Source organism: Aeromonas sp. QDB30, from assembly GCF_027707645.1.
GTDB lineage: Bacteria > Pseudomonadota > Gammaproteobacteria > Enterobacterales > Aeromonadaceae > Aeromonas > Aeromonas caviae.
This window is the reverse complement of sequence record NZ_JAPCIY010000020.1, coordinates 31,833-48,116: the sequence shown is the minus strand read 5'-3', so window position 1 is coordinate 48,116 and position 16,284 is coordinate 31,833. Positions and strand designations below refer to the sequence as shown.

At 63.1% G+C, this 16,284-nt stretch carries 16 protein-coding genes and 1 other annotated feature; of the genes, 7 read left to right on the top strand and 9 right to left on the bottom strand.

Annotated elements, in window-relative coordinates; translation table 11 throughout:
* Positions 1-37: 37 nt before the first annotated feature.
* The 6 genes from hisA to hisG are packed head-to-tail and all read right to left on the bottom strand — an operon-like array spanning position 38 to position 5,886.
* Complete coding sequence (gene hisA, locus PG896_RS08640; RefSeq protein WP_171865388.1) at positions 38-784, bottom strand: 1-(5-phosphoribosyl)-5-[(5-phosphoribosylamino)methylideneamino]imidazole-4-carboxamide isomerase; 747 nt, start codon at positions 782-784, stop codon at positions 38-40.
* Positions 785-789: 5 nt separating this feature from the next.
* Positions 790-1,413: an imidazole glycerol phosphate synthase subunit HisH gene (gene hisH, locus PG896_RS08635; protein ID WP_171865387.1), complete on the bottom strand. Its 624-nt coding sequence runs from the start codon at positions 1,411-1,413 to the stop codon at positions 790-792.
* Positions 1,413-2,546 (bottom strand): bifunctional histidinol-phosphatase/imidazoleglycerol-phosphate dehydratase HisB, encoded by a 1,134-nt coding sequence (gene hisB / locus PG896_RS08630; protein WP_042017604.1) that lies wholly within the window; start codon positions 2,544-2,546, stop codon positions 1,413-1,415. The genes hisH and hisB overlap by 1 nt, the downstream gene beginning before the upstream one ends.
* Before the next feature lie 19 nt (positions 2,547-2,565).
* Positions 2,566-3,636 (bottom strand): histidinol-phosphate transaminase, encoded by a 1,071-nt coding sequence (gene hisC, locus PG896_RS08625; protein ID WP_270835605.1) that lies wholly within the window; start codon positions 3,634-3,636, stop codon positions 2,566-2,568.
* Positions 3,633-4,958 (bottom strand): histidinol dehydrogenase, encoded by a 1,326-nt coding sequence (hisD, locus tag PG896_RS08620; protein ID WP_270835604.1) that lies wholly within the window; start codon positions 4,956-4,958, stop codon positions 3,633-3,635. Before hisD ends, hisC begins: the two co-directional genes overlap by 4 nt.
* Positions 4,959-4,989: 31 nt before the next feature.
* Entirely contained in the window at positions 4,990-5,886 is an 897-nt protein-coding gene (hisG, locus tag PG896_RS08615) for an ATP phosphoribosyltransferase (RefSeq protein ID WP_103243148.1), read from the bottom strand.
* 24 nt (positions 5,887-5,910) lie between these two features.
* Positions 5,911-6,039 (bottom strand) — a sequence feature (His leader region).
* A gap of 190 nt (positions 6,040-6,229) precedes the next feature.
* On the opposite strand from hisG, the gene PG896_RS08610 reads away from it, so the two are divergent.
* The 7 genes from PG896_RS08610 (at position 6,230) to rnd (ending at position 13,766) form a co-directional block, all read left to right on the top strand.
* Positions 6,230-6,475: a hypothetical protein gene (locus PG896_RS08610; protein WP_010674695.1), complete on the top strand. Its 246-nt coding sequence runs from the start codon at positions 6,230-6,232 to the stop codon at positions 6,473-6,475.
* 61 nt (positions 6,476-6,536) lie between these two features.
* Entirely contained in the window at positions 6,537-8,456 is a 1,920-nt protein-coding gene (locus PG896_RS08605) for an ATP-dependent DNA helicase (protein ID WP_270835603.1), read from the top strand.
* Positions 8,457-8,553: 97 nt separating this feature from the next.
* A complete protein-coding gene (gene tsaB, locus PG896_RS08600; RefSeq protein WP_270835602.1) occupies positions 8,554-9,255 on the top strand; it encodes a tRNA (adenosine(37)-N6)-threonylcarbamoyltransferase complex dimerization subunit type 1 TsaB in 702 nt (233 codons plus the stop codon).
* A gap of 50 nt (positions 9,256-9,305) precedes the next feature.
* Entirely contained in the window at positions 9,306-9,821 is a 516-nt protein-coding gene (locus PG896_RS08595) for a Slp family lipoprotein (RefSeq protein ID WP_113978450.1), read from the top strand.
* Positions 9,822-9,830: 9 nt separating this feature from the next.
* Positions 9,831-10,682, top strand: coding sequence for an alpha/beta fold hydrolase (locus PG896_RS08590; protein ID WP_042863844.1), 852 nt, complete (start codon positions 9,831-9,833; stop codon positions 10,680-10,682).
* A gap of 196 nt (positions 10,683-10,878) precedes the next feature.
* Positions 10,879-12,555, top strand: coding sequence for a long-chain-fatty-acid--CoA ligase FadD (gene fadD, locus PG896_RS08585; RefSeq protein ID WP_010674700.1), 1,677 nt, complete (start codon positions 10,879-10,881; stop codon positions 12,553-12,555).
* A 98-nt stretch (positions 12,556-12,653) separates the two neighbouring features.
* The gene (gene rnd / locus PG896_RS08580; RefSeq protein ID WP_039039174.1) at positions 12,654-13,766 is read left to right on the top strand and encodes a ribonuclease D; all 1,113 of its coding nucleotides are present in this window, start codon (positions 12,654-12,656) and stop codon (positions 13,764-13,766) included.
* A gap of 157 nt (positions 13,767-13,923) precedes the next feature.
* On the opposite strand, the gene PG896_RS08575 is transcribed toward rnd, so the two are convergent.
* The 3 genes from PG896_RS08575 to PG896_RS08565 form a co-directional block, all read right to left on the bottom strand.
* Entirely contained in the window at positions 13,924-14,292 is a 369-nt protein-coding gene (locus PG896_RS08575; protein WP_270835608.1) for a TraR/DksA family transcriptional regulator, read from the bottom strand.
* Positions 14,293-14,373: 81 nt separating this feature from the next.
* Positions 14,374-15,339 carry a DMT family transporter gene (locus PG896_RS08570; RefSeq protein WP_210538450.1) on the bottom strand — a complete coding sequence of 322 codons (966 nt, stop codon included), beginning with the start codon at positions 15,337-15,339 and terminating at the stop codon, positions 14,374-14,376.
* A gap of 74 nt (positions 15,340-15,413) precedes the next feature.
* Positions 15,414-16,241: an AraC family transcriptional regulator gene (locus PG896_RS08565; protein ID WP_171865379.1), complete on the bottom strand. Its 828-nt coding sequence runs from the start codon at positions 16,239-16,241 to the stop codon at positions 15,414-15,416.
* Positions 16,242-16,284 lie beyond the last annotated feature (43 nt).

Genomic DNA, 16,284 nt, shown 5'->3' with positions numbered 1-16,284 from the left:
CGGATGGGCAGGCTGTCTGATGCCGGAAAGGGGCGCGTCACGCAGCGCGGCCGTCACCCCAGCAGCGAATGGCTTCTGCCACGTCAAACTTGCCCTCCAGCAGGGCACGGCCGAGGATGATCCCCTTGACGCCGGTTCCCTTGAGCGCCTCGATATCCGCCAGACCGCCGATACCGCCGGACGCCTGGAAGCCGACGCTCGGGTAGCGGGCACAGAGATCCCGGTAGAGTTCGACGTTGGTGCCCGCCAGGGTACCGTCCCGGCTGATGTCGGTGCAGAGCACGTGTCTGAGTCCGGCGGGGAGGAAGCGCTCGATCAGCGCCTCGATGGAGATGCCGCTGTTCTCCTGCCAGCCAGCCACTGCGATGTGGCGGTTGCCCTGTTCATCGATGTTGACATCCAGCGCCAGCACGATGCGCTCGGGGCCATATTTCTCCATCCAGCTGGCCACCAGATCCGGGGATTTGACGGCGGTGGAACCGATCACCACCCGGCTGGCGCCGGCCGCCAGCAAGTCGGCCACATCCTGTTCGCTGCGCACGCCGCCGCCGACCTGCACCGGTGCCTCGGTGGCGGACAGCAACTGGGCGATGAGGACCAACTGGCGGGCCTTGGCATCCTTGGCGCCGTCCAGATCCACCAGGTGCAGCTGCGCCGCCCCCTGGCTGACATAGTCATCGAAGCGGGCCTGCGGGTTGTCGCTGTAGGCGGTTTTCTGGCCGTAGTCGCCCTGGTAGAGGCGCACGACCTGACCGTTGATAAGGTCGATTGCGGGAATAATCATGCCTGTCATAGCTCCAGAAAGTTTTGCAGTAGGCGGGCACCGGCCGGGCCGGATCGCTCCGGGTGGAATTGGGCGCCAAAGAAGTTGTCCCGCCCGGCGATGGCGGTAAAGGGCAGGCCGTAGTCGCAGGTCGCCAGGGTCGCGTCGGTCACCTCCAGCGCATAGGAGTGGACAAAGTAGAAGTAGCTGCCGCTGGGGATGCCTTTGAGTAGCGGGTGGGTCTCGTCGTGTTCAATCTGGTTCCAGCCCATGTGGGGCAGGCGCAGGTTGCCCACCTCCATCAGGCGGATCCTGCCAGGCACGATGCCGAGGCAGTCGATGAGCGCTCCTTCGCTGCCATCGGCGCTCATGTTCTCTTCCGAGGCCTGTGCCAGCATCTGCATGCCGAGGCAAAAACCGAGCAGCGGCTGCTTGGCGGCGCGAATGAGGGGCACCAGTTCCCGCTCATTGAGGTTCTTCATGGCGGCGATGGCAGTGCCGACGCCGGGCAGGATCAGCTTGTCGGCCTGCTCGATGTCGGCGGCCTTGCAGCTCACCCTGGGCTGCACGCCGAGGCGCTCGAACGCCATGCGCACCGAGGCGAGATTGGCGCAGCCGGTGTCGATGATGACCAGGTTCTGTTTCCCCATCACAGCACCCCCTTGCTGGAGGGAAGCTCGCTCCCTTCCACGCGAATGGCCTGGCGCAGGGCGCGGCCAAAGCCTTTGAACAGCGCTTCCACCTGGTGGTGGGTGTTGCCGCTGCCCACCTTCATCTGCAAGGTGATGGCCATGGCGTCAGAGAGGGAGCGGAAGAAGTGGGGCACCATCTCGGTGGCCATCTCTCCCACGCTGTCGCGACCAAAGCCGCTCGGGCAGTCGAACACGAAGTAGGGACGGCCGCTCAGATCCAGCGCCGTGGCCACGTCCAGCTCGGTCAGCGAGGTGTTGTCAGCCTCCTGGCGGGGACGCCCGTCGATCACCGCCTGCACCTCGTCCATCGCCAGCACGAAGCCGAAGCGGCCGATGCCGCGCTTGTTGCCAAGGGCCTGGCGCAGGGCTTGACCCAGCGCCAATCCCACATCTTCCACCGTGTGGTGATCGTCGATGTGCAGATCGCCGCTCACTTTGAGCTTGAGGCGAAAGCCCGCGTGGGTCGCTATCTGATCCAGCATGTGATCGAAGAAGCCGATGCCGGTGGCGATCTGGTTGCCACCGCTCTTGTCGAGATCCACCGCCACCTGGATGCGGGTCTCCTTGGTGTAGCGCTCCACCTCGGCCACGCGCCCCTTGGAGAGCAGCTGATCACGAATGGCAGTCCAGCCGTGATCTTGCGGGTGGTAACGTATGCCGCGGATGCCCATGTTCTCGGCAAGCTGGATGTCGGTCTGTCTGTCGCCAATCACGAAGGAGTTGGCAAAGTCGATGCGGCCCGAGGCGAGATACTCCTTCACCAGCCCAAGGTGAGGCTTGCGGCAGCTGCAACCGTCGGTGGGGAAGTGGGGACAGATCAGCACTTGCTCCCAGGTAACACCCTGGGATTCGAAGAGGTGCATCATCAGGTCGTGGGGCGGCTGGAAGTTTTCAAGGGGCAGGCTGGCGGTGCCGAGCCCATCCTGGTTGGTCACCATCACCAGCACGTAGCCGGCGGCCTGGAGCTCACGCAGCACAGGTATCACCATGGGCTCGAAGCGCAGCTTCGCAAGGCTGTCCACCTGCTTGTCGGTGACCGGCTCCTCGATCAGGGTGCCGTCACGGTCGATAAACAAAAACGGGGTTTTCATCGCTACATCCTTGCTTGTCTTACAGAGAGGGTGGGGGCAGGTCACGCAGCACGGCCAGCACGGCGTCCATTTCGCCCTGATAGCCGATGGTGATGCGGATGCTGTTGTCAAGGCCAGGCTTGCTGGAGAAATCACGCAAGATGATGCCGGCGGCCTTCATGGCGGCGAACACGGCGGCGCCATCCACGAAGCGCACCAGCACGAAGTTGCCCTTGTCCTCGAACACTTCCTTGACGCAGGACAGACGAAGCAGCTCCGCCTTGATGAGCGCCTTTTGCTTGTTGAGCTCCTGCACCCGCTCCTGCATCAGTTCCAGCCCCATGGGAGAGAGCGCCTGAGCGGCAATCTGGGCGATGGGGTCGGGAATGGGGTAGGGCGCGATCACCTTGGCCAGCATGGCAATCACCTCGGGATCCCCCAGGGTAAAGCCGCAGCGGATCCCTGCCAGGGCGAAGGCCTTGGAGAGGGTGCGGGTCACCACCAGGTTCGGGTATTGGGCGAGCAGGTCCACCACGGAGGCCTCCGGGCAGAACTCGATGTAGGCCTCGTCCACGACGATGATGGCGCGGTCCCGGGCCTTCTCCAGCAGGGCGAAGAGTCCCTTGCGGCCCACCAGATCCCCGGTGGGATTGTTGGGGGAGCAGAGGAACACCAGCTTCACGTCAGAGAGGCGATCGGCGATGGCGGGCCAGTCCGGCTGACGGCTGGCGGTCAATGGCTGCTCGACAATCCCCACGCCACAGGTCTCGGCGCTGATGGCGTACATGCCGTAGGTGGGGGGGCAGATGAGGATCTGATCTTCCCCAGCCTCGCAGAAGGTGCGGATCAAGAGCTCGATGGCCTCGTCGGCGCCGCGGCTCACCAGCACCTGATCCGGATTGACCCCGGCGTAGGCGGCATAGCCATTCACCACCTCGGCCGGCTGGCACTCGGGATAGCGGTTGAGACGGCTCCCCTCGACGGTGAAGGGGTAGGCCAGGGGGGCCTCGTTGGCATTGAGCCAGACGTGGCCCTGGCCGCCGATGCGGCGCGCGGACTGGTAGGGAGTGAGAGCCCGCACGACGCGACGGGCCAGATTGACGATGCTCATGACAAATCCTTCTGCTGTGCTGTTTGTTGGGGCTCGGCGGCCAGGGCGTTCAACCTGAGGGTGACGGCATGCTTGTGGGCATCGAGCCCCTCGGCCTGGGCGATGCGCTGGACGATGGGGCCAAGGCCGCGAATGCCGTCTGCAGTGAGCTCTTGAACCGTGTAGCGGCGCTGATAGTCGGCAAGTCCCAGGCTCGAGCAGGTGCGGGCATAGCCGTAGGTGGGCAGGGTGTGGTTGGTGCCGCTGGCGTAATCACCGACCGACTCCGGTGTCCATGCCCCGAGGAAGATGGAGCCCGCGTTCTCGAGCTTGTCCAGCAGATCCCGGGGGGCCCGGGTCTGCACGATGAGGTGTTCCGGGGCATAGGCGTTGGAGATGGCGCAGGCCTCCTCCAGGTTGTCGCAGAGGATCACCAGGCTTGCCTTCAGGGCTTGCTCGGCGATGTCGCGGCGGCTGAGGTCGGCGAGCTGCACCTGGAGCTCGCTGCCGATGGCATCGGCCAGGGAAGCGGAGGTGGTGACTAGCACCACCTGGCTGTCGGGGCCGTGCTCGGCCTGGGAGAGCAGATCCGATGCCACGAAGGCCGGGTTGGCGCTCTCGTCTGCGATCACCAGCACCTCGGAGGGGCCGGCTGGCATGTCGATGGCGGCGCCCCGCCAGTCACGGGAAACCTGGCCCTTGGCTTCGGTCACATAGGCGTTGCCCGGGCCGAAGATCTTGTCCACCTTGGGGATGGTCTGCGTGCCATAGGCCATGGCCGCGATGGCCTGGGCGCCGCCGATGGCGAACACCTGGCGAACGCCACAGGCGCGGGCGGCAAACAGGATCTCGTCGCTCGCCGGAGACGGGGTGCAGAGCACCACCTCACGGCAACCGGCCAGGCTTGCCGGAATGGCCAGCATCATCACGGTGGAGGGGAGCGGCGCGCTGCCTCCCGGGACATAGAGACCGACCCGGCTGATGGGTTGGGTGCGCAGCTCGCACAGCACCCCGGGCTGGGTCTCGACGCGCACGACGGGCTGCACCTGGGCGGCGTGGAAGGTACGGATATTGGCGATGGCGGCCTCGATGGCGCCCTTGATGTCATCACCGAGTCGAGCGCAGGCGGCATCCACTTCCGCGTCGCTCACCCGAAGCTGTTCGCGGGGCGCGCGTTCGAAACGCTGGCTCAGCTCGCGCAGGGCCTCATCGCCCCGGCTGCGTACCGCAGCAATGATGTCTCGCACCACGGTACCGATGTCGGCTTCGTCGCCAAGGGCGGGCCGGGTCAGGACCTCGGCTTGCCGGGCGGGGGAGAGGGTCTTCCAGATCAGGGTCTGCATGATGTGTCTTCCTTATTCCATCTCTCTCGGCTTATTCCATCATCTTTTCAATGGGCAGCACCAGGATGGAGCTGGCACCCAGGGCCTTGAGCTGTTCCATGGTCTCCCAGAAGAGGGTTTCGCTGGAGACGACGTGCAGGGCCACCTGGTTGGTGTCACCGGCGAGCTGCATGATGGTGGGACGTTCCGCCCCCGGCAGCAGATCGGTGATGGCATCGAGCTTGTCTTTGGGGGCGTGCAGCATGATGTATTTGCTTTCGCGCGCCTGTTGCATCCCCTGGATGCGAGGCAGCAGCTTGTCGATGAGTTTCTGCTTGGCATCGTTCAGGGGGTTGGGGGCCTGCACCAGGACGGCCTTGGAGCGGTAGATCACCTCGACCTCTTTCAGGCCGTTGGCTTCCAGGGTTGCGCCGGTGGAGACCAGATCGCAGATGGCATCGGCCAGACCCGCGCGGGGGGCCACTTCCACCGAGCCGCCCAGCATCACGCTCTTGAAGCCCAGGCCCTTCTCGTCGAAGAAGCGCTTGAGCAGACCGGGGTAGGAGGTGGCGATGCGCTTGCCGGCCAGGCTCTGTGGCCCTGTGTAGTTGACATCGTCCGGCACCGCCAGAGAGAGGCGGCAGCCGCCGAAGTCGAGCTGCTTGAGGGTCTTCACCGCAAAGGGCTGCCCCTGGGCTGCGCGGATGAGCTGCACCTCTTCGAGAACGTTCTCGCCGATGATGCCAAGATCGACCACCCCTTCCATCACCAGACCCGGGATGTCGTCATCACGCACTCGCAGAATGTCGATGGGCATGTTCTCGACATGGGCGATGAGGCGCTGTTCCCGCAGGTTGATCTTGAGGCCGCAGCTCTTGAAGAGGGCCTGGGAATCCTGGCTCAGACGACCGGACTTTTGCATGGCGATGCGCAGACGTTGTGTTTCCATTGCTCGATTTCCTTTTAGTCAAAAACGAAAAAACCCTCGGAAGTATGTGCTTCCGAGGGTTCATGAATCTTGCGGTCCTTTTGGAAGTCACCAGTTAAGTGTCTTCCAGCAGTCAACCTCCTGAAAGACTATTCGGGATGATGATGGTGATGATGAGTCTTCAGGGTGGTGAACTTCATGATGTAATCAATCCTTTACAAATCAGATGCCGTTGTTGACGCCCGGTTTAAACTACCTGCCTTGACAGAAAAAGCAACCGAAAAATGTGATCCGGACGATTAAAGTTGAGAAAACGGTTTTCTGGTCGATAACTAGACAATGAGATGCCAAAGGAGGCGACATCATGCCCAGCCAGGACCTGTTATTTCCCATCCTGCCCCGCGCACCCTCGACACCGAGCCCGGATGACATCAAGCGGGAGGTGACCCAGATCAGCCAGAAACATCAGCTGCGCAAGATAGGCACCGACAATGGCGGCGGTGGCCAGCATCACCAGCAGAGAGAGCAGCCGCCAAAGCCTGATCAACCAGCGGTGCAGGATGATGATCACAAACCGGATCCGGACCACCGGATTGATCTCTTCGTCTGAACGCATTATCAGTCCCGCTTTTTCCGCGCTTTTGGCATAATGCCCGCTTTTGCAGCGGGACATGCCTTTGACCATCATCCAGACCCTGTTCAAGCCAGACGGCCCCCTGGCCCGCCATATTGACGGCTTCAAGGCCCGTGCCCCGCAACTGGAGATGGCCGAGGCGGTGTCGCGCGCCATCAAGCAAGGTGGCCGCTTGCTGGCGGAGGCTGGAACGGGCACTGGCAAAACCTATGCCTATCTGGTGCCTGCGCTGGAATCCGGCAAGCGGGTGGTGATCAGCACCGGGTCCAAGAACCTGCAAGAGCAGCTCTTCTATCGGGATCTGCCCACGATCACGGGGGCGCTTCACTACACCCCGCCGGTGGCATTGCTCAAGGGGCGCAGCAATTACCTCTGCATCGAGCGGATGAACCGGCTGTTGAGTGAATCCCATCTGCAAAAGCCCGAGATCCTGAGCGATCTCGTGAAGGTCAAATCCTGGTCGACTGCCACCGACAACGGCGATGTGGGGGATATCCCGGGGCTACAGGAGAACGCCGAGATCCTTGCCCACGTCACCAGCACCAACGACAACTGCCTGGGTCGCGACTGCCCCTATTACGATGATTGTCATCTGGTCATCGCCCGGCGCCGTGCCATGGACGCCCAGGTGGTGGTGATCAACCACCACCTCTTTTTCGCCGACATGGCGGTCAAAGACACCGGCTTTGGCGAGCTGGTGCCCGAGGCGCAGGTCTATGTATTCGACGAGGCGCACCAGCTGCCTGAGATCGCCAGCCATTACTTCGGCAAGTCCGTGGGCAGCCGCACCATCCAGGATTTGGCGCAGGATATCCAGCTCGCCTACCGGGCAGAGGCTCATGACATGGCCCAGCTTGGCAAGGCGGCGGACAGGCTCGCCATTGCCAGTCAGGATCTGCGCCTTGCCTTCGGCGTGGAGGGGGGGCGCGGCAACACCCGGGATCTGCTGAGACAATCCCTCTGGGCCCAGGCGCTGGCCCGCCTCAACGATGCCATCGGGCTCTGTTATGAAGTGCTGAAACTGGCGCTCGGGCGAGGGGAGCAGCTGGATCACTGCTTCGAGCGCATCAGTGAGCTGCGCACTCGCCTTGGGGAGGTGCTGGCGGTCAACCAGACCGGTTTCTCCTACTGGTATGACTGTTCGCGTCTGCACTTTACCCTCAATCTGACGCCGCTGTCGGTCGCCGAGCGCTTCGGTGCCGAGGTGCAGCGCCCCGAGGTGGCCTGGGTCTTCACCTCGGCCACCTTGACGGTGGACAATCGCTTCGCCCACTTCGTCGCCGAGATGGGGCTGGCCGGCAGCGCCGAACTCATTCTCGACAGTCCGTTCGATTACGCCGAGCAGGCGCGCCTGTGCGTACCCCGTTTCCTGCCAGAGCCCAATGCCTTCGGGCGCGGGGAGCAGCTGGCGACCCTGATGATCCCCCTCATCAACAAGACGCCGGGGGGGTGCTTCTTCCTCTGCACCAGCCATCAGGTGATGCGCCAGGTGGCCGAGGTGCTGCGCCGGGAAATCGGCCGCACCGTCCTGCTGCAAGGGGAAGACAACAAGCAGCGGCTGCTCAAGAGCTTCGTGGAGAACGGTCGGGCCGTGCTGGTGGCCACCAGCAGTTTCTGGGAAGGGATAGACGTGCGGGGGGCGGCATTGTCCTGTGTTATCATCGACAAGCTGCCCTTTGCGAGCCCGGACGATCCCCAGCTCAAGGCTCGGGTGGAGGATTGCAAGCTCAAGGGGGGAGATCCCTTTGCCGAGCTGCAGTTGCCCAAGGCGGTGATTGCCCTCAAGCAGGGGGTGGGGCGGCTCATCCGTGATCGCAGTGATCACGGCGTACTGGTTATTTGTGATCCCCGGGTGGTCAACAAGCCCTATGGCGCCACCTTCATCAAGAGTCTGCCTGCCATCCCACGGACCCGGGAGCTGGCGACCCTGGGAGAATTTTTCGGACCACGGGAGTGAGTCCGCCGCGCCGGGGCTGATTGCACCCGGCCATGCATGACGGCAGGCCTTGGCCATGCTGACGATTTAACTGACTGATGTGAAGAGAATAAAAAGAATGGATGAGTTGAAGATCCTGGCCGTGGATACCGCCACCGAAGCCTGCTCCGCAGCCCTCATGGTGGGCGATACCCTCTACTCCCGCTGGGAAGAGGCGCCCCGTGACCATACCCGCAAGATCCTGCCCATGGTTCAGGCTCTGTTGGATGAAGCAGGTCTATCGTTGGATGAGCTCGACGCCATCGCCTTCGGCCGTGGGCCTGGCTCCTTCACCGGGGTACGGATCGGGATCAGCGTGGCCCAGGGGCTCGCCTTTGGTGCCGGCGTGCCGATGATCGGTGTCTCCACCCTGGCAGCCATGGCCCAGGGGGCCCATAAGCTGGAAGGGGCCGAGCAGGTGCTTGCCGCCATCGATGCGCGCATGGACGAGGTCTATTTCGGCCACTACGCCTTGGTGGACGGAGTGATGACGCTGGTGGGCGAGGAGGTGGTGAGCGAACCAGCCGCACTGGTGCAGTCCCGTGACAAGCTTACTGGCGCGGTGAGCTGCGTTGGCACCGGTTTTGAAACCTATGGCGAGACCCTGTGCGGCCTGGCAGATGTGCTGACCCCAAGCCAGGTGCGTTTCCCGGCGGCCGCCGACATGCTGCCTCTGGCACGCCAGGCCTGGCTTGCGGGTGAGGCGGTGCCGGTAGAGCAGGCCACCCCTGTCTATCTGCGTGACAAGGTGACCTGGAAGAAACTGCCGGGTCGCGAATAGGCGGCAACAGCTGCCCCGGGCTGCTTTGTCGGACGATGAAGGAGAGACGAATGAGAAAATCCGTGATCATGCTGGGATTGGTGGGGCTGCTGCTGGGCGGTTGCAGCACGGTGCCCAAAGAGCTTGCCTATGAGCCTGCGGATCAGCTAGTGGCCTATCAACCCGCCCTGCAGGGGATGGAAAGCAAGCCGGCCCGCTGGAGCGGTGTCATCTCGGCGGTCCACAACAAGGCGGATCAGAGTGTCATCGAGGTGGTCTATCTGCCCCTCAAGTCCAACGGGGTGCCGGAGCAGACCGAGCAGAGCCCAGGTCGTTTTCTCGCCATCATGCAGGGGTTTGTCGACCCGACCCTCTATGCCAAGGGTCGCAGCCTGACGGTGCTCGGCACCCTCGACAAGCCGGTGGACAGCCAGATTGGCGAGCACAAGTATCGCTTCTCGGTACTCAAGGTGACGGGGAGCAAGCTGTGGCCACCGGTGAAGGAGGTGGAGATCCGCTACATGGATCCCTACTTTTACGATCCTTTCTATGATCCCTTCTGGCCCAGACGGCCCCTGCGCCGCTGAGGAGCCCGGATGACGGCGACATTGCAGGAGCGCAGGCTGCGCCTGGCGGACGGGCGGCACATCGCCCTGCTGGACAATGGTCAGGAGGGCAGACCGCTGCTGGTGGCCCTCCATGGCTGGCTCGACAACGGTGCCAGCTTTTTGCCTCTGGCCCCCTGGCTGGGAGCGTTTCATCTGGTCTGCGTCGATCTGCCGGGCCATGGTCACTCCGATCACAAGTCGACTCCCTATGTCTTCGTGGACTGGCTGGATGATCTCTACCAGATCACCCAGGCCGCGGGCTGGCAGCGTTTCATCCTGCTTGGTCACTCCCTAGGGGCGCTGATTGCCTCTGCCTATGCCGGCGTTTTTCCCGAACAAATCGAGCGGCTCATTCTGCTGGAGGGGCTCGGCCCCTTGAGCCAGCCCGACGAGGAGGTACCGGGGCAGCTGCGCCGCGCCATCCTCAACCGCACTCGTACCCGTGAGCGTGCAACCAGTGGATTTGCCACCCTCGAGGAGGCGGTGGCTGCCCGCTGCAAGGTGGCAGACATCCCCCCGAGTGCGGCACGCCTTATCTGCGAGCGACAACTGGAGGCGCGGACAGGGCGCTGGTATTGGCGCAGTGATCCCCGTCTTCGCGATCTCTCGCCCCTGCGCATGAGCGAGGGGCAGGCCCAGGCCCTGATCCGGGCCATCGTCTGTCCGGTGCTCTTTATCCGGGGAGAGCAGGGCTTCCCCGGGCTCCTGGCACAGTGGCAGTTGCGGGAGGCGGCCTTTGGCCACATTGAACGGGTGACAGTGGCAGGAGGCCATCATTTTCATATGGAAAATTCATCAGAAACCGCCGTTTATATCGAAAACTTCGCTCAAATCCGGTAGGATCGGCGGCTTTGAATCATGTCAGGTTTGCTTTCTCCCTCACATTTCCCGTTGTTAATTCACTGTTAATTGATGTTGCCTTATGTAAATATGTGCGGCATTAGAGCATGAACTTAAAACAATTGATTGAAATGGATGTGACAGGGACGGAGGCAACACAGTGAGCGCACAGGTGCGAGTTATGCAGGAGAAGTTCGTGGAAAGAGTCTGGCTGAAGCGTTATCCAGAAGGGGTGCCCGCCGAGATCAATCCAGACCAATACGGCTCTCTGGTCGAGATGTTTGAAGAGTCGGTGAACCAGTTCGCCGATCAGCCCGCCTTCGTCAACATGGGGCAGACCATTACCTACCGCCGGCTGGAGGAGCAGTCCCGAGCCTTCGCCGCCTACCTGCAAAACGAGCTCAAGCTCGGCAAGGGGGACAGGGTGGCCGTGATGATGCCTAACCTGCTGCAATACCCCATCGCGGTATTCGGCATCCTGCGGGCCGGCATGACGGTGGTGAACGTCAACCCCCTCTATACCCCGCGCGAGCTGGAGCATCAGTTGAAAGACTCCGGCGCCAAGGCCATCGTCATCGTCTCCAACTTTGCCCACACCCTGGAAAAAGTGGTGTATGACACCCCGGTCAAGCATGTGATCCTGACCCGGATGGGAGACAACCTGGGGCTGGCCAAGGGGACCCTGGTCAACTTCGTGGTCAAATACGTCAAGAAGCTGGTGCCCAAGTACAACCTGCCCCATGCCAGCACCATGCGCCAGGCCCTCGCCAAGGGGCGCTACCTGCAGTACATCAAACCCGAGATCAGCAACCAGGACATCGCCTTCCTGCAATACACCGGCGGGACCACCGGCCTCTCCAAGGGGGCCATGCTGACTCATCGCAACATGATCGCCAACGTCGAGCAGTGCCTCGGTGTCTATGGCCCCGTGCTGGAGCGCGGCAAGGAGTTTGTGGTCACGGCGCTGCCGCTCTATCACGTCTTCGCCCTGACGGTGAACTGCCTGCTGTTCATGCGTCTGGGGGGCTACAACCTGCTCATCAGCAACCCCCGCGACATCCCGGGTTTTGTCAAAGAGATCAAGAAGTATCCTTTCACCTGCATCACCGGAGTGAACACCCTGTTCAACGCCCTGGTCAACAACGACGAGTTCAAGGGCATGGATTTTGCCAAGCTCAAGCTCACCATCGGTGGCGGCATGGCGGTGCAACGGGCGGTGGCCGAGCAGTGGAAGGGGCTGACCGGCACCCCGCTGCTGGAGGGCTATGGCCTGACCGAGTGCTCGCCGCTGGTGAGCGTCTGCCCCTATGACCTGGTGGATTACAACGGCTCCATCGGCCTGCCGGTCTGCTCCACCGAGATCCGTCTGGTGGATGACGAGGGGAACCAGGTCACCGAACGGGGCGCCCCCGGCGAGATGCAGGTGCGCGGTCCTCAGGTGATGACCGGCTACTGGCAGCGCCCGGAGGCGACCGCAGAGGTGATGCAGGATGGCTGGCTCTGCACCGGCGACATCGCGGTATGCGACGAGCAGGGTTTCTTCAAGATCGTCGATCGCAAGAAGGACATGATCCTGGTCTCCGGCTTCAACGTCTACCCGAACGAGATAGAAGACGTGGTTGCCCTGCATCCCAAGGTGCTGGAGGTGGCCGCCGTCGGCGTACCCAACCCGGTGTCCGGCGAGCAGGTGAAGATCTTCGTGGTCAAGAAAGATGCAAAGCTGGCGGAAGAGGAGATAATTGCCCACTGCCGCAAACATCTGACTGCCTATAAGGTGCCGAAACTGGTAGAATTTCGCGACGAACTTCCCAAGACCAACGTGGGCAAGATCCTGCGCCGCGTGCTGCGCGACGAGGAGATTGCCAAGCAGTAACCGGCATGCACTGCTTTGCAGTCCAGCGCTGTCGTTATGCAAAACCGTGGGACATCCACGGTTTTTTCTTTCTGGATCCGACCAACGTGCAGGCAACGATGCAATATCAACTCATTTCACAGCAAGCCGAACTGGATCAGTATCTCGCTTCTCTGGCCGACGTTCCCCTGGCCATCGATACCGAATTCGTTCGCACCCGTACCTACTATCCCCAGCTCGGTCTGTTCCAGATCTACGATGGCAAGCAGCTTGCCCTGCTCGATCCCCTGACCCTGGATCTCTCCGGTTTGTGGCAGCGCCTCGGTCGGGCCGGACAGATTGCCATCCTGCACGCCTCCGGTGAGGATCTGGAACTTATCCAGCATCAGGCGGGTCACCTGCCCAACCAGATGCACGATACCCAGCTGGCGGCAGCCTTCCTGGGCCATGGCGTGTCGGTGGGGTTTGGCGCCCTGGTCAACGAATTCCTCGGGGTCGAGCTTGAGAAGGATCAGGCCCGTACCGACTGGCTGGCGCGCCCCCTTACCCCTCGTCAGCTGGAATATGCCGCGGCGGATGTCTTCTACCTCATGCCCCTCTACGAGAAGGTGATGGCCAGACTGCGCGAGAGCGGCAAGTTCCCCTGGTTCGAGCAGGAGTGCCAGAACCACTCTGCCCGCAAGACCCAGGGCAGCGATCCCCGTCAGGCCTACCTCGAGATAGTCAACGCCTGGCAACTGGGTCGCCGTGAGCTGGCCATCCTGCGCGAGCTGGCCGCCTGGCGCCAGCAGGAAGCGGTACGCCGGGATCTCGCCCTCAACTTCGTGGTCAAAGAGCTGCACCTGTTCAAGGTGGCGGAGCGTCGTCCCGCTTCCCTTCGGGATCTCAACGAACTGGGCCTCTCGCCCATCGAGATCAAGATCCACGGCAAGCGGATGCTGGACATCGTCGCCGCCGCCCAGCAGAGCGACCCTGCGAGCTGGCCCGATCCCATCCGCCGTCTGGTGGACTTCCCCCAGTACAAGGCCGAGCTCAAGCGCATCAAGGCCATGGTGGAGGAGAAGGCCAAGGCCAGCAACATTCCACCGGAGCTGGTGGCGAGCAAGAAGATCATCCACCAGTACTTCACCTGGAGCTGGCGCATGAGTGCCGAGGAGCGGGCCAGGGCGGACAAGCCCATGCTGCTGCAAGGGTGGCGTCATGAGCTGGTAGGCCACCTGCTGGCCCAGTGACGAGTACGCAGTACGAGAAGGGGAGTCAATGACTCCCCTTTTTCATGCCTGTGCGGTTGCCCCCGGGGTTGCCGGGATCGTCGCGCCAGGGGGTTGGTCATGATGGGAAGCGAGTAGGGGGGGAGGAGGAAAATGGCGGGCACAAAGGGTGCCCCCATCAGAGTTCGTGAGCGTGGAATCCCTTGCGGTAGCGGGCCTCGCAGCGCGGGCAGCGTTGCAGGGTCGGATCCTGTTCCAGCTGTTCAGGGAGCAGCGGCTCCTCACAATCGGAGCAGAAGCCATAGAGCCCCAGATCCATCTGGCAGAGCGCCGCGTCGAGCCGTTTGAGGCGTGCCACGCGGTGTTCCACCCCGGGCAGATCGAGACGGCTGGTCAGATCAACCAGTTGATCCCGCTCGCAGCGCTCCACCTTCTGTGCCCAGTCATCTTGTCGACAGGCCTTGAGCTGACGGATCAGCTCCTCTCTTGTTTGCGCCCAGTCGGTCAGAAGGCGCTGATGCCATTCGGCCAACCGGGCTTGCGTCACTTCACACACAGCAGCCCCCAAAAACGAGTGATAAAACTCGGCCAGTATAGGGAAACCCGCGGTTTATCAAGATGACATGAGTCAAGTTAACCGTGCTTTGACGGGTTTTTCCGGCAGGTGCTGCGGCTTACCGGTGATGACGTAGAGCACCCCCGCCACCAGACAGACGACACCTACCAGGGTACTCATGGGGGGCATGATCCCGCGCAGCATGAAGGCGTACAAGAGTCCCGCAAGAGTCTCGAACACGATGAGCGGCCCGACCAGCACGGTCGGCAGGCGCTGGCTCGCTTCGTTCCAGCACAGGGTGCCGAGCCAGGAGCAGAAGAGCCCCACTGCCCCCATCAGCAGCACGAAGCGCAGGGGCGTCGGCCCGAAGGGCAGGGGAAAGTCCGGTGCGCTCAGGGCAAGATGGCCGAGGCTGCCGAGATAGGCAATGAGCGCTACCGGTAGGGTCACCAGCCCCTGGGCGGTGGCCCAGACGGCCGGACTGCGGCCCGGGTGCTCGCGCAGCCAGCGGGCGTTGCGCAGGGGATACCAGGTCCAGCACAGCACGGCGCCCACCGCCAGGGCGAGCCCAAGCAGTTGTTCGGTGCGCGCCTCGGTGTGCCAGATCAGCTCGGCGCTGTTGACCAGATAGAGGCCGGCCCCCATCAGCACCAGGGACGGGTAGAGCCGGGTGCGGGAGAGGCGACCGTCCCGTGCGCCATAGAGGCGGTTGGCGGCCAGGGCCGTCACCACCGGCAGGGTGCCGATAAACATGGCCGCCAGGGGCGAGCCGATGCGCAAGATGGCCCCCGACAGGCAGAAGTAGTAGAGGAGGTTCCCCACCAGAGTAAGGGCGAGGGCCTCTCGCCAGTCGCTGGCCGAGAGGGCCGCCAGGTGTTTGCGGGCCTGCCAGGCGAGCGGCAGCACGATGAGGCCGAAGGCGAGGTAGCGGCCGCTCGCGAGCAGGGCGGGGGGGTAGCCGTCCACCAAGAGGGGGGCGACGAAGATGAGCCCCCACATCAGGCCGGCCAGCAGGGCAAACAGCACTCCGATCAACATGTTTCATATCCGGTAAAGAAGAAGGAGGCCAGCCTAGCAGGGGGGAAGGGGGGCGTATTGAACCAGATTGCGCTTTAGCGGCCAGCCTGCACCTGTTTCTGGTAGCGGACCGGGGTGGTGCCATAGCGGCGCAGGAAGGCACGGTTGAGGTGGGACTGATCGGCCAGACCACAGGCGGCGGCCACCTCGGCCGCGGGCAGGCCGGCAGCCAGCCACCCCTTGGCGCGCTGCAGGCGGATGGCCATCAACATCTGCTGGGGGGTGACGTGAAAGCGGGCCTTGAAGCTGCGCTGGAAGTGGTAGGGGCTGAGGTTCACCGAACCGGCCAGCTCGGCCAGGGTAATGGGGCGGGCGAAACAGGCCTGCATATAGTCGATAGCGCGGCCCAGAGGGTGGGCCGCTTCGCGCGGGGCAGCCAGGGCCCGGGCATGGGGGCGCAGGGTCTCGCACACCCTTAGCAGCAGGCCGTCGGCGGCGAGCTTGCTGTCACAGTGCCAGAGGGCATCCAGGGCCGCCTGCAGGACGGGGGCAGTGCGCGGATCGCTTCGTACGGCATCGGTGAAATACCAGTCGCGCTCGCCGCTGATGGCCTCGAGCCGGTCGGCGGGCAGGTAGAGCATGCGATAGCGCCATCCCTGCTCGCAGGCTGACTCGCCCGTGTGCAGCTCATCGGGGTTCATCAGCACCAGGCTGCCGGGACCGGCAAGGAGCTGGCTGCCGCGATAGCGAAAGCGCTCGGCACCGCACTCGATGACACCGAGGCCAAACCCCTCGTGACTATGGGGATCGAAGATGTGGTGCTGGATGTGGGCGCGATAGAGCTCGGTCGCAGGCTGCCCCGGCAGGGCGCGGAAATCGGCCCTGTCGTGCTGATGGGTAAAGTTGACCGGCACTCCCTGCATCCTGACCTCCTGTCAATGAGCCTTCATCATAGGGCGCCGCGGG

Bases quoted from the DNA above. Each gene is read 5' to 3' on its own strand.
- hisB (WP_042017604.1), bottom strand. From the start codon at position 2,546: ATGAAAACCCCGTTTTTGTTTATCGACCGTGACGGCACCCTGATCGAG.
- hisH (WP_171865387.1), bottom strand. From the start codon at position 1,413: ATGGGGAAACAGAACCTGGTCATCATCGACACCGGCTGCGCCAATCTC.
- PG896_RS08570 (WP_210538450.1), bottom strand. From the start codon at position 15,339: ATGTTGATCGGAGTGCTGTTTGCCCTGCTGGCCGGCCTGATGTGGGGG.
- rnd (WP_039039174.1), top strand. From the start codon at position 12,654: ATGCAATATCAACTCATTTCACAGCAAGCCGAACTGGATCAGTATCTC.
- PG896_RS08590 (WP_042863844.1), top strand. From the start codon at position 9,831: ATGACGGCGACATTGCAGGAGCGCAGGCTGCGCCTGGCGGACGGGCGG.
- hisD (WP_270835604.1), bottom strand. From the start codon at position 4,958: ATGCAGACCCTGATCTGGAAGACCCTCTCCCCCGCCCGGCAAGCCGAG.
- PG896_RS08595 (WP_113978450.1), top strand. From the start codon at position 9,306: ATGAGAAAATCCGTGATCATGCTGGGATTGGTGGGGCTGCTGCTGGGC.
- PG896_RS08610 (WP_010674695.1), top strand. From the start codon at position 6,230: ATGCCCAGCCAGGACCTGTTATTTCCCATCCTGCCCCGCGCACCCTCG.
- hisG (WP_103243148.1), bottom strand. From the start codon at position 5,886: ATGGAAACACAACGTCTGCGCATCGCCATGCAAAAGTCCGGTCGTCTG.
- tsaB (WP_270835602.1), top strand. From the start codon at position 8,554: ATGGATGAGTTGAAGATCCTGGCCGTGGATACCGCCACCGAAGCCTGC.
- PG896_RS08605 (WP_270835603.1), top strand. From the start codon at position 6,537: ATGCCTTTGACCATCATCCAGACCCTGTTCAAGCCAGACGGCCCCCTG.
- hisA (WP_171865388.1), bottom strand. From the start codon at position 784: ATGATTATTCCCGCAATCGACCTTATCAACGGTCAGGTCGTGCGCCTC.
- hisC (WP_270835605.1), bottom strand. From the start codon at position 3,636: ATGAGCATCGTCAATCTGGCCCGTCGCGTCGTGCGGGCTCTCACTCCC.
- PG896_RS08565 (WP_171865379.1), bottom strand. From the start codon at position 16,241: ATGCAGGGAGTGCCGGTCAACTTTACCCATCAGCACGACAGGGCCGAT.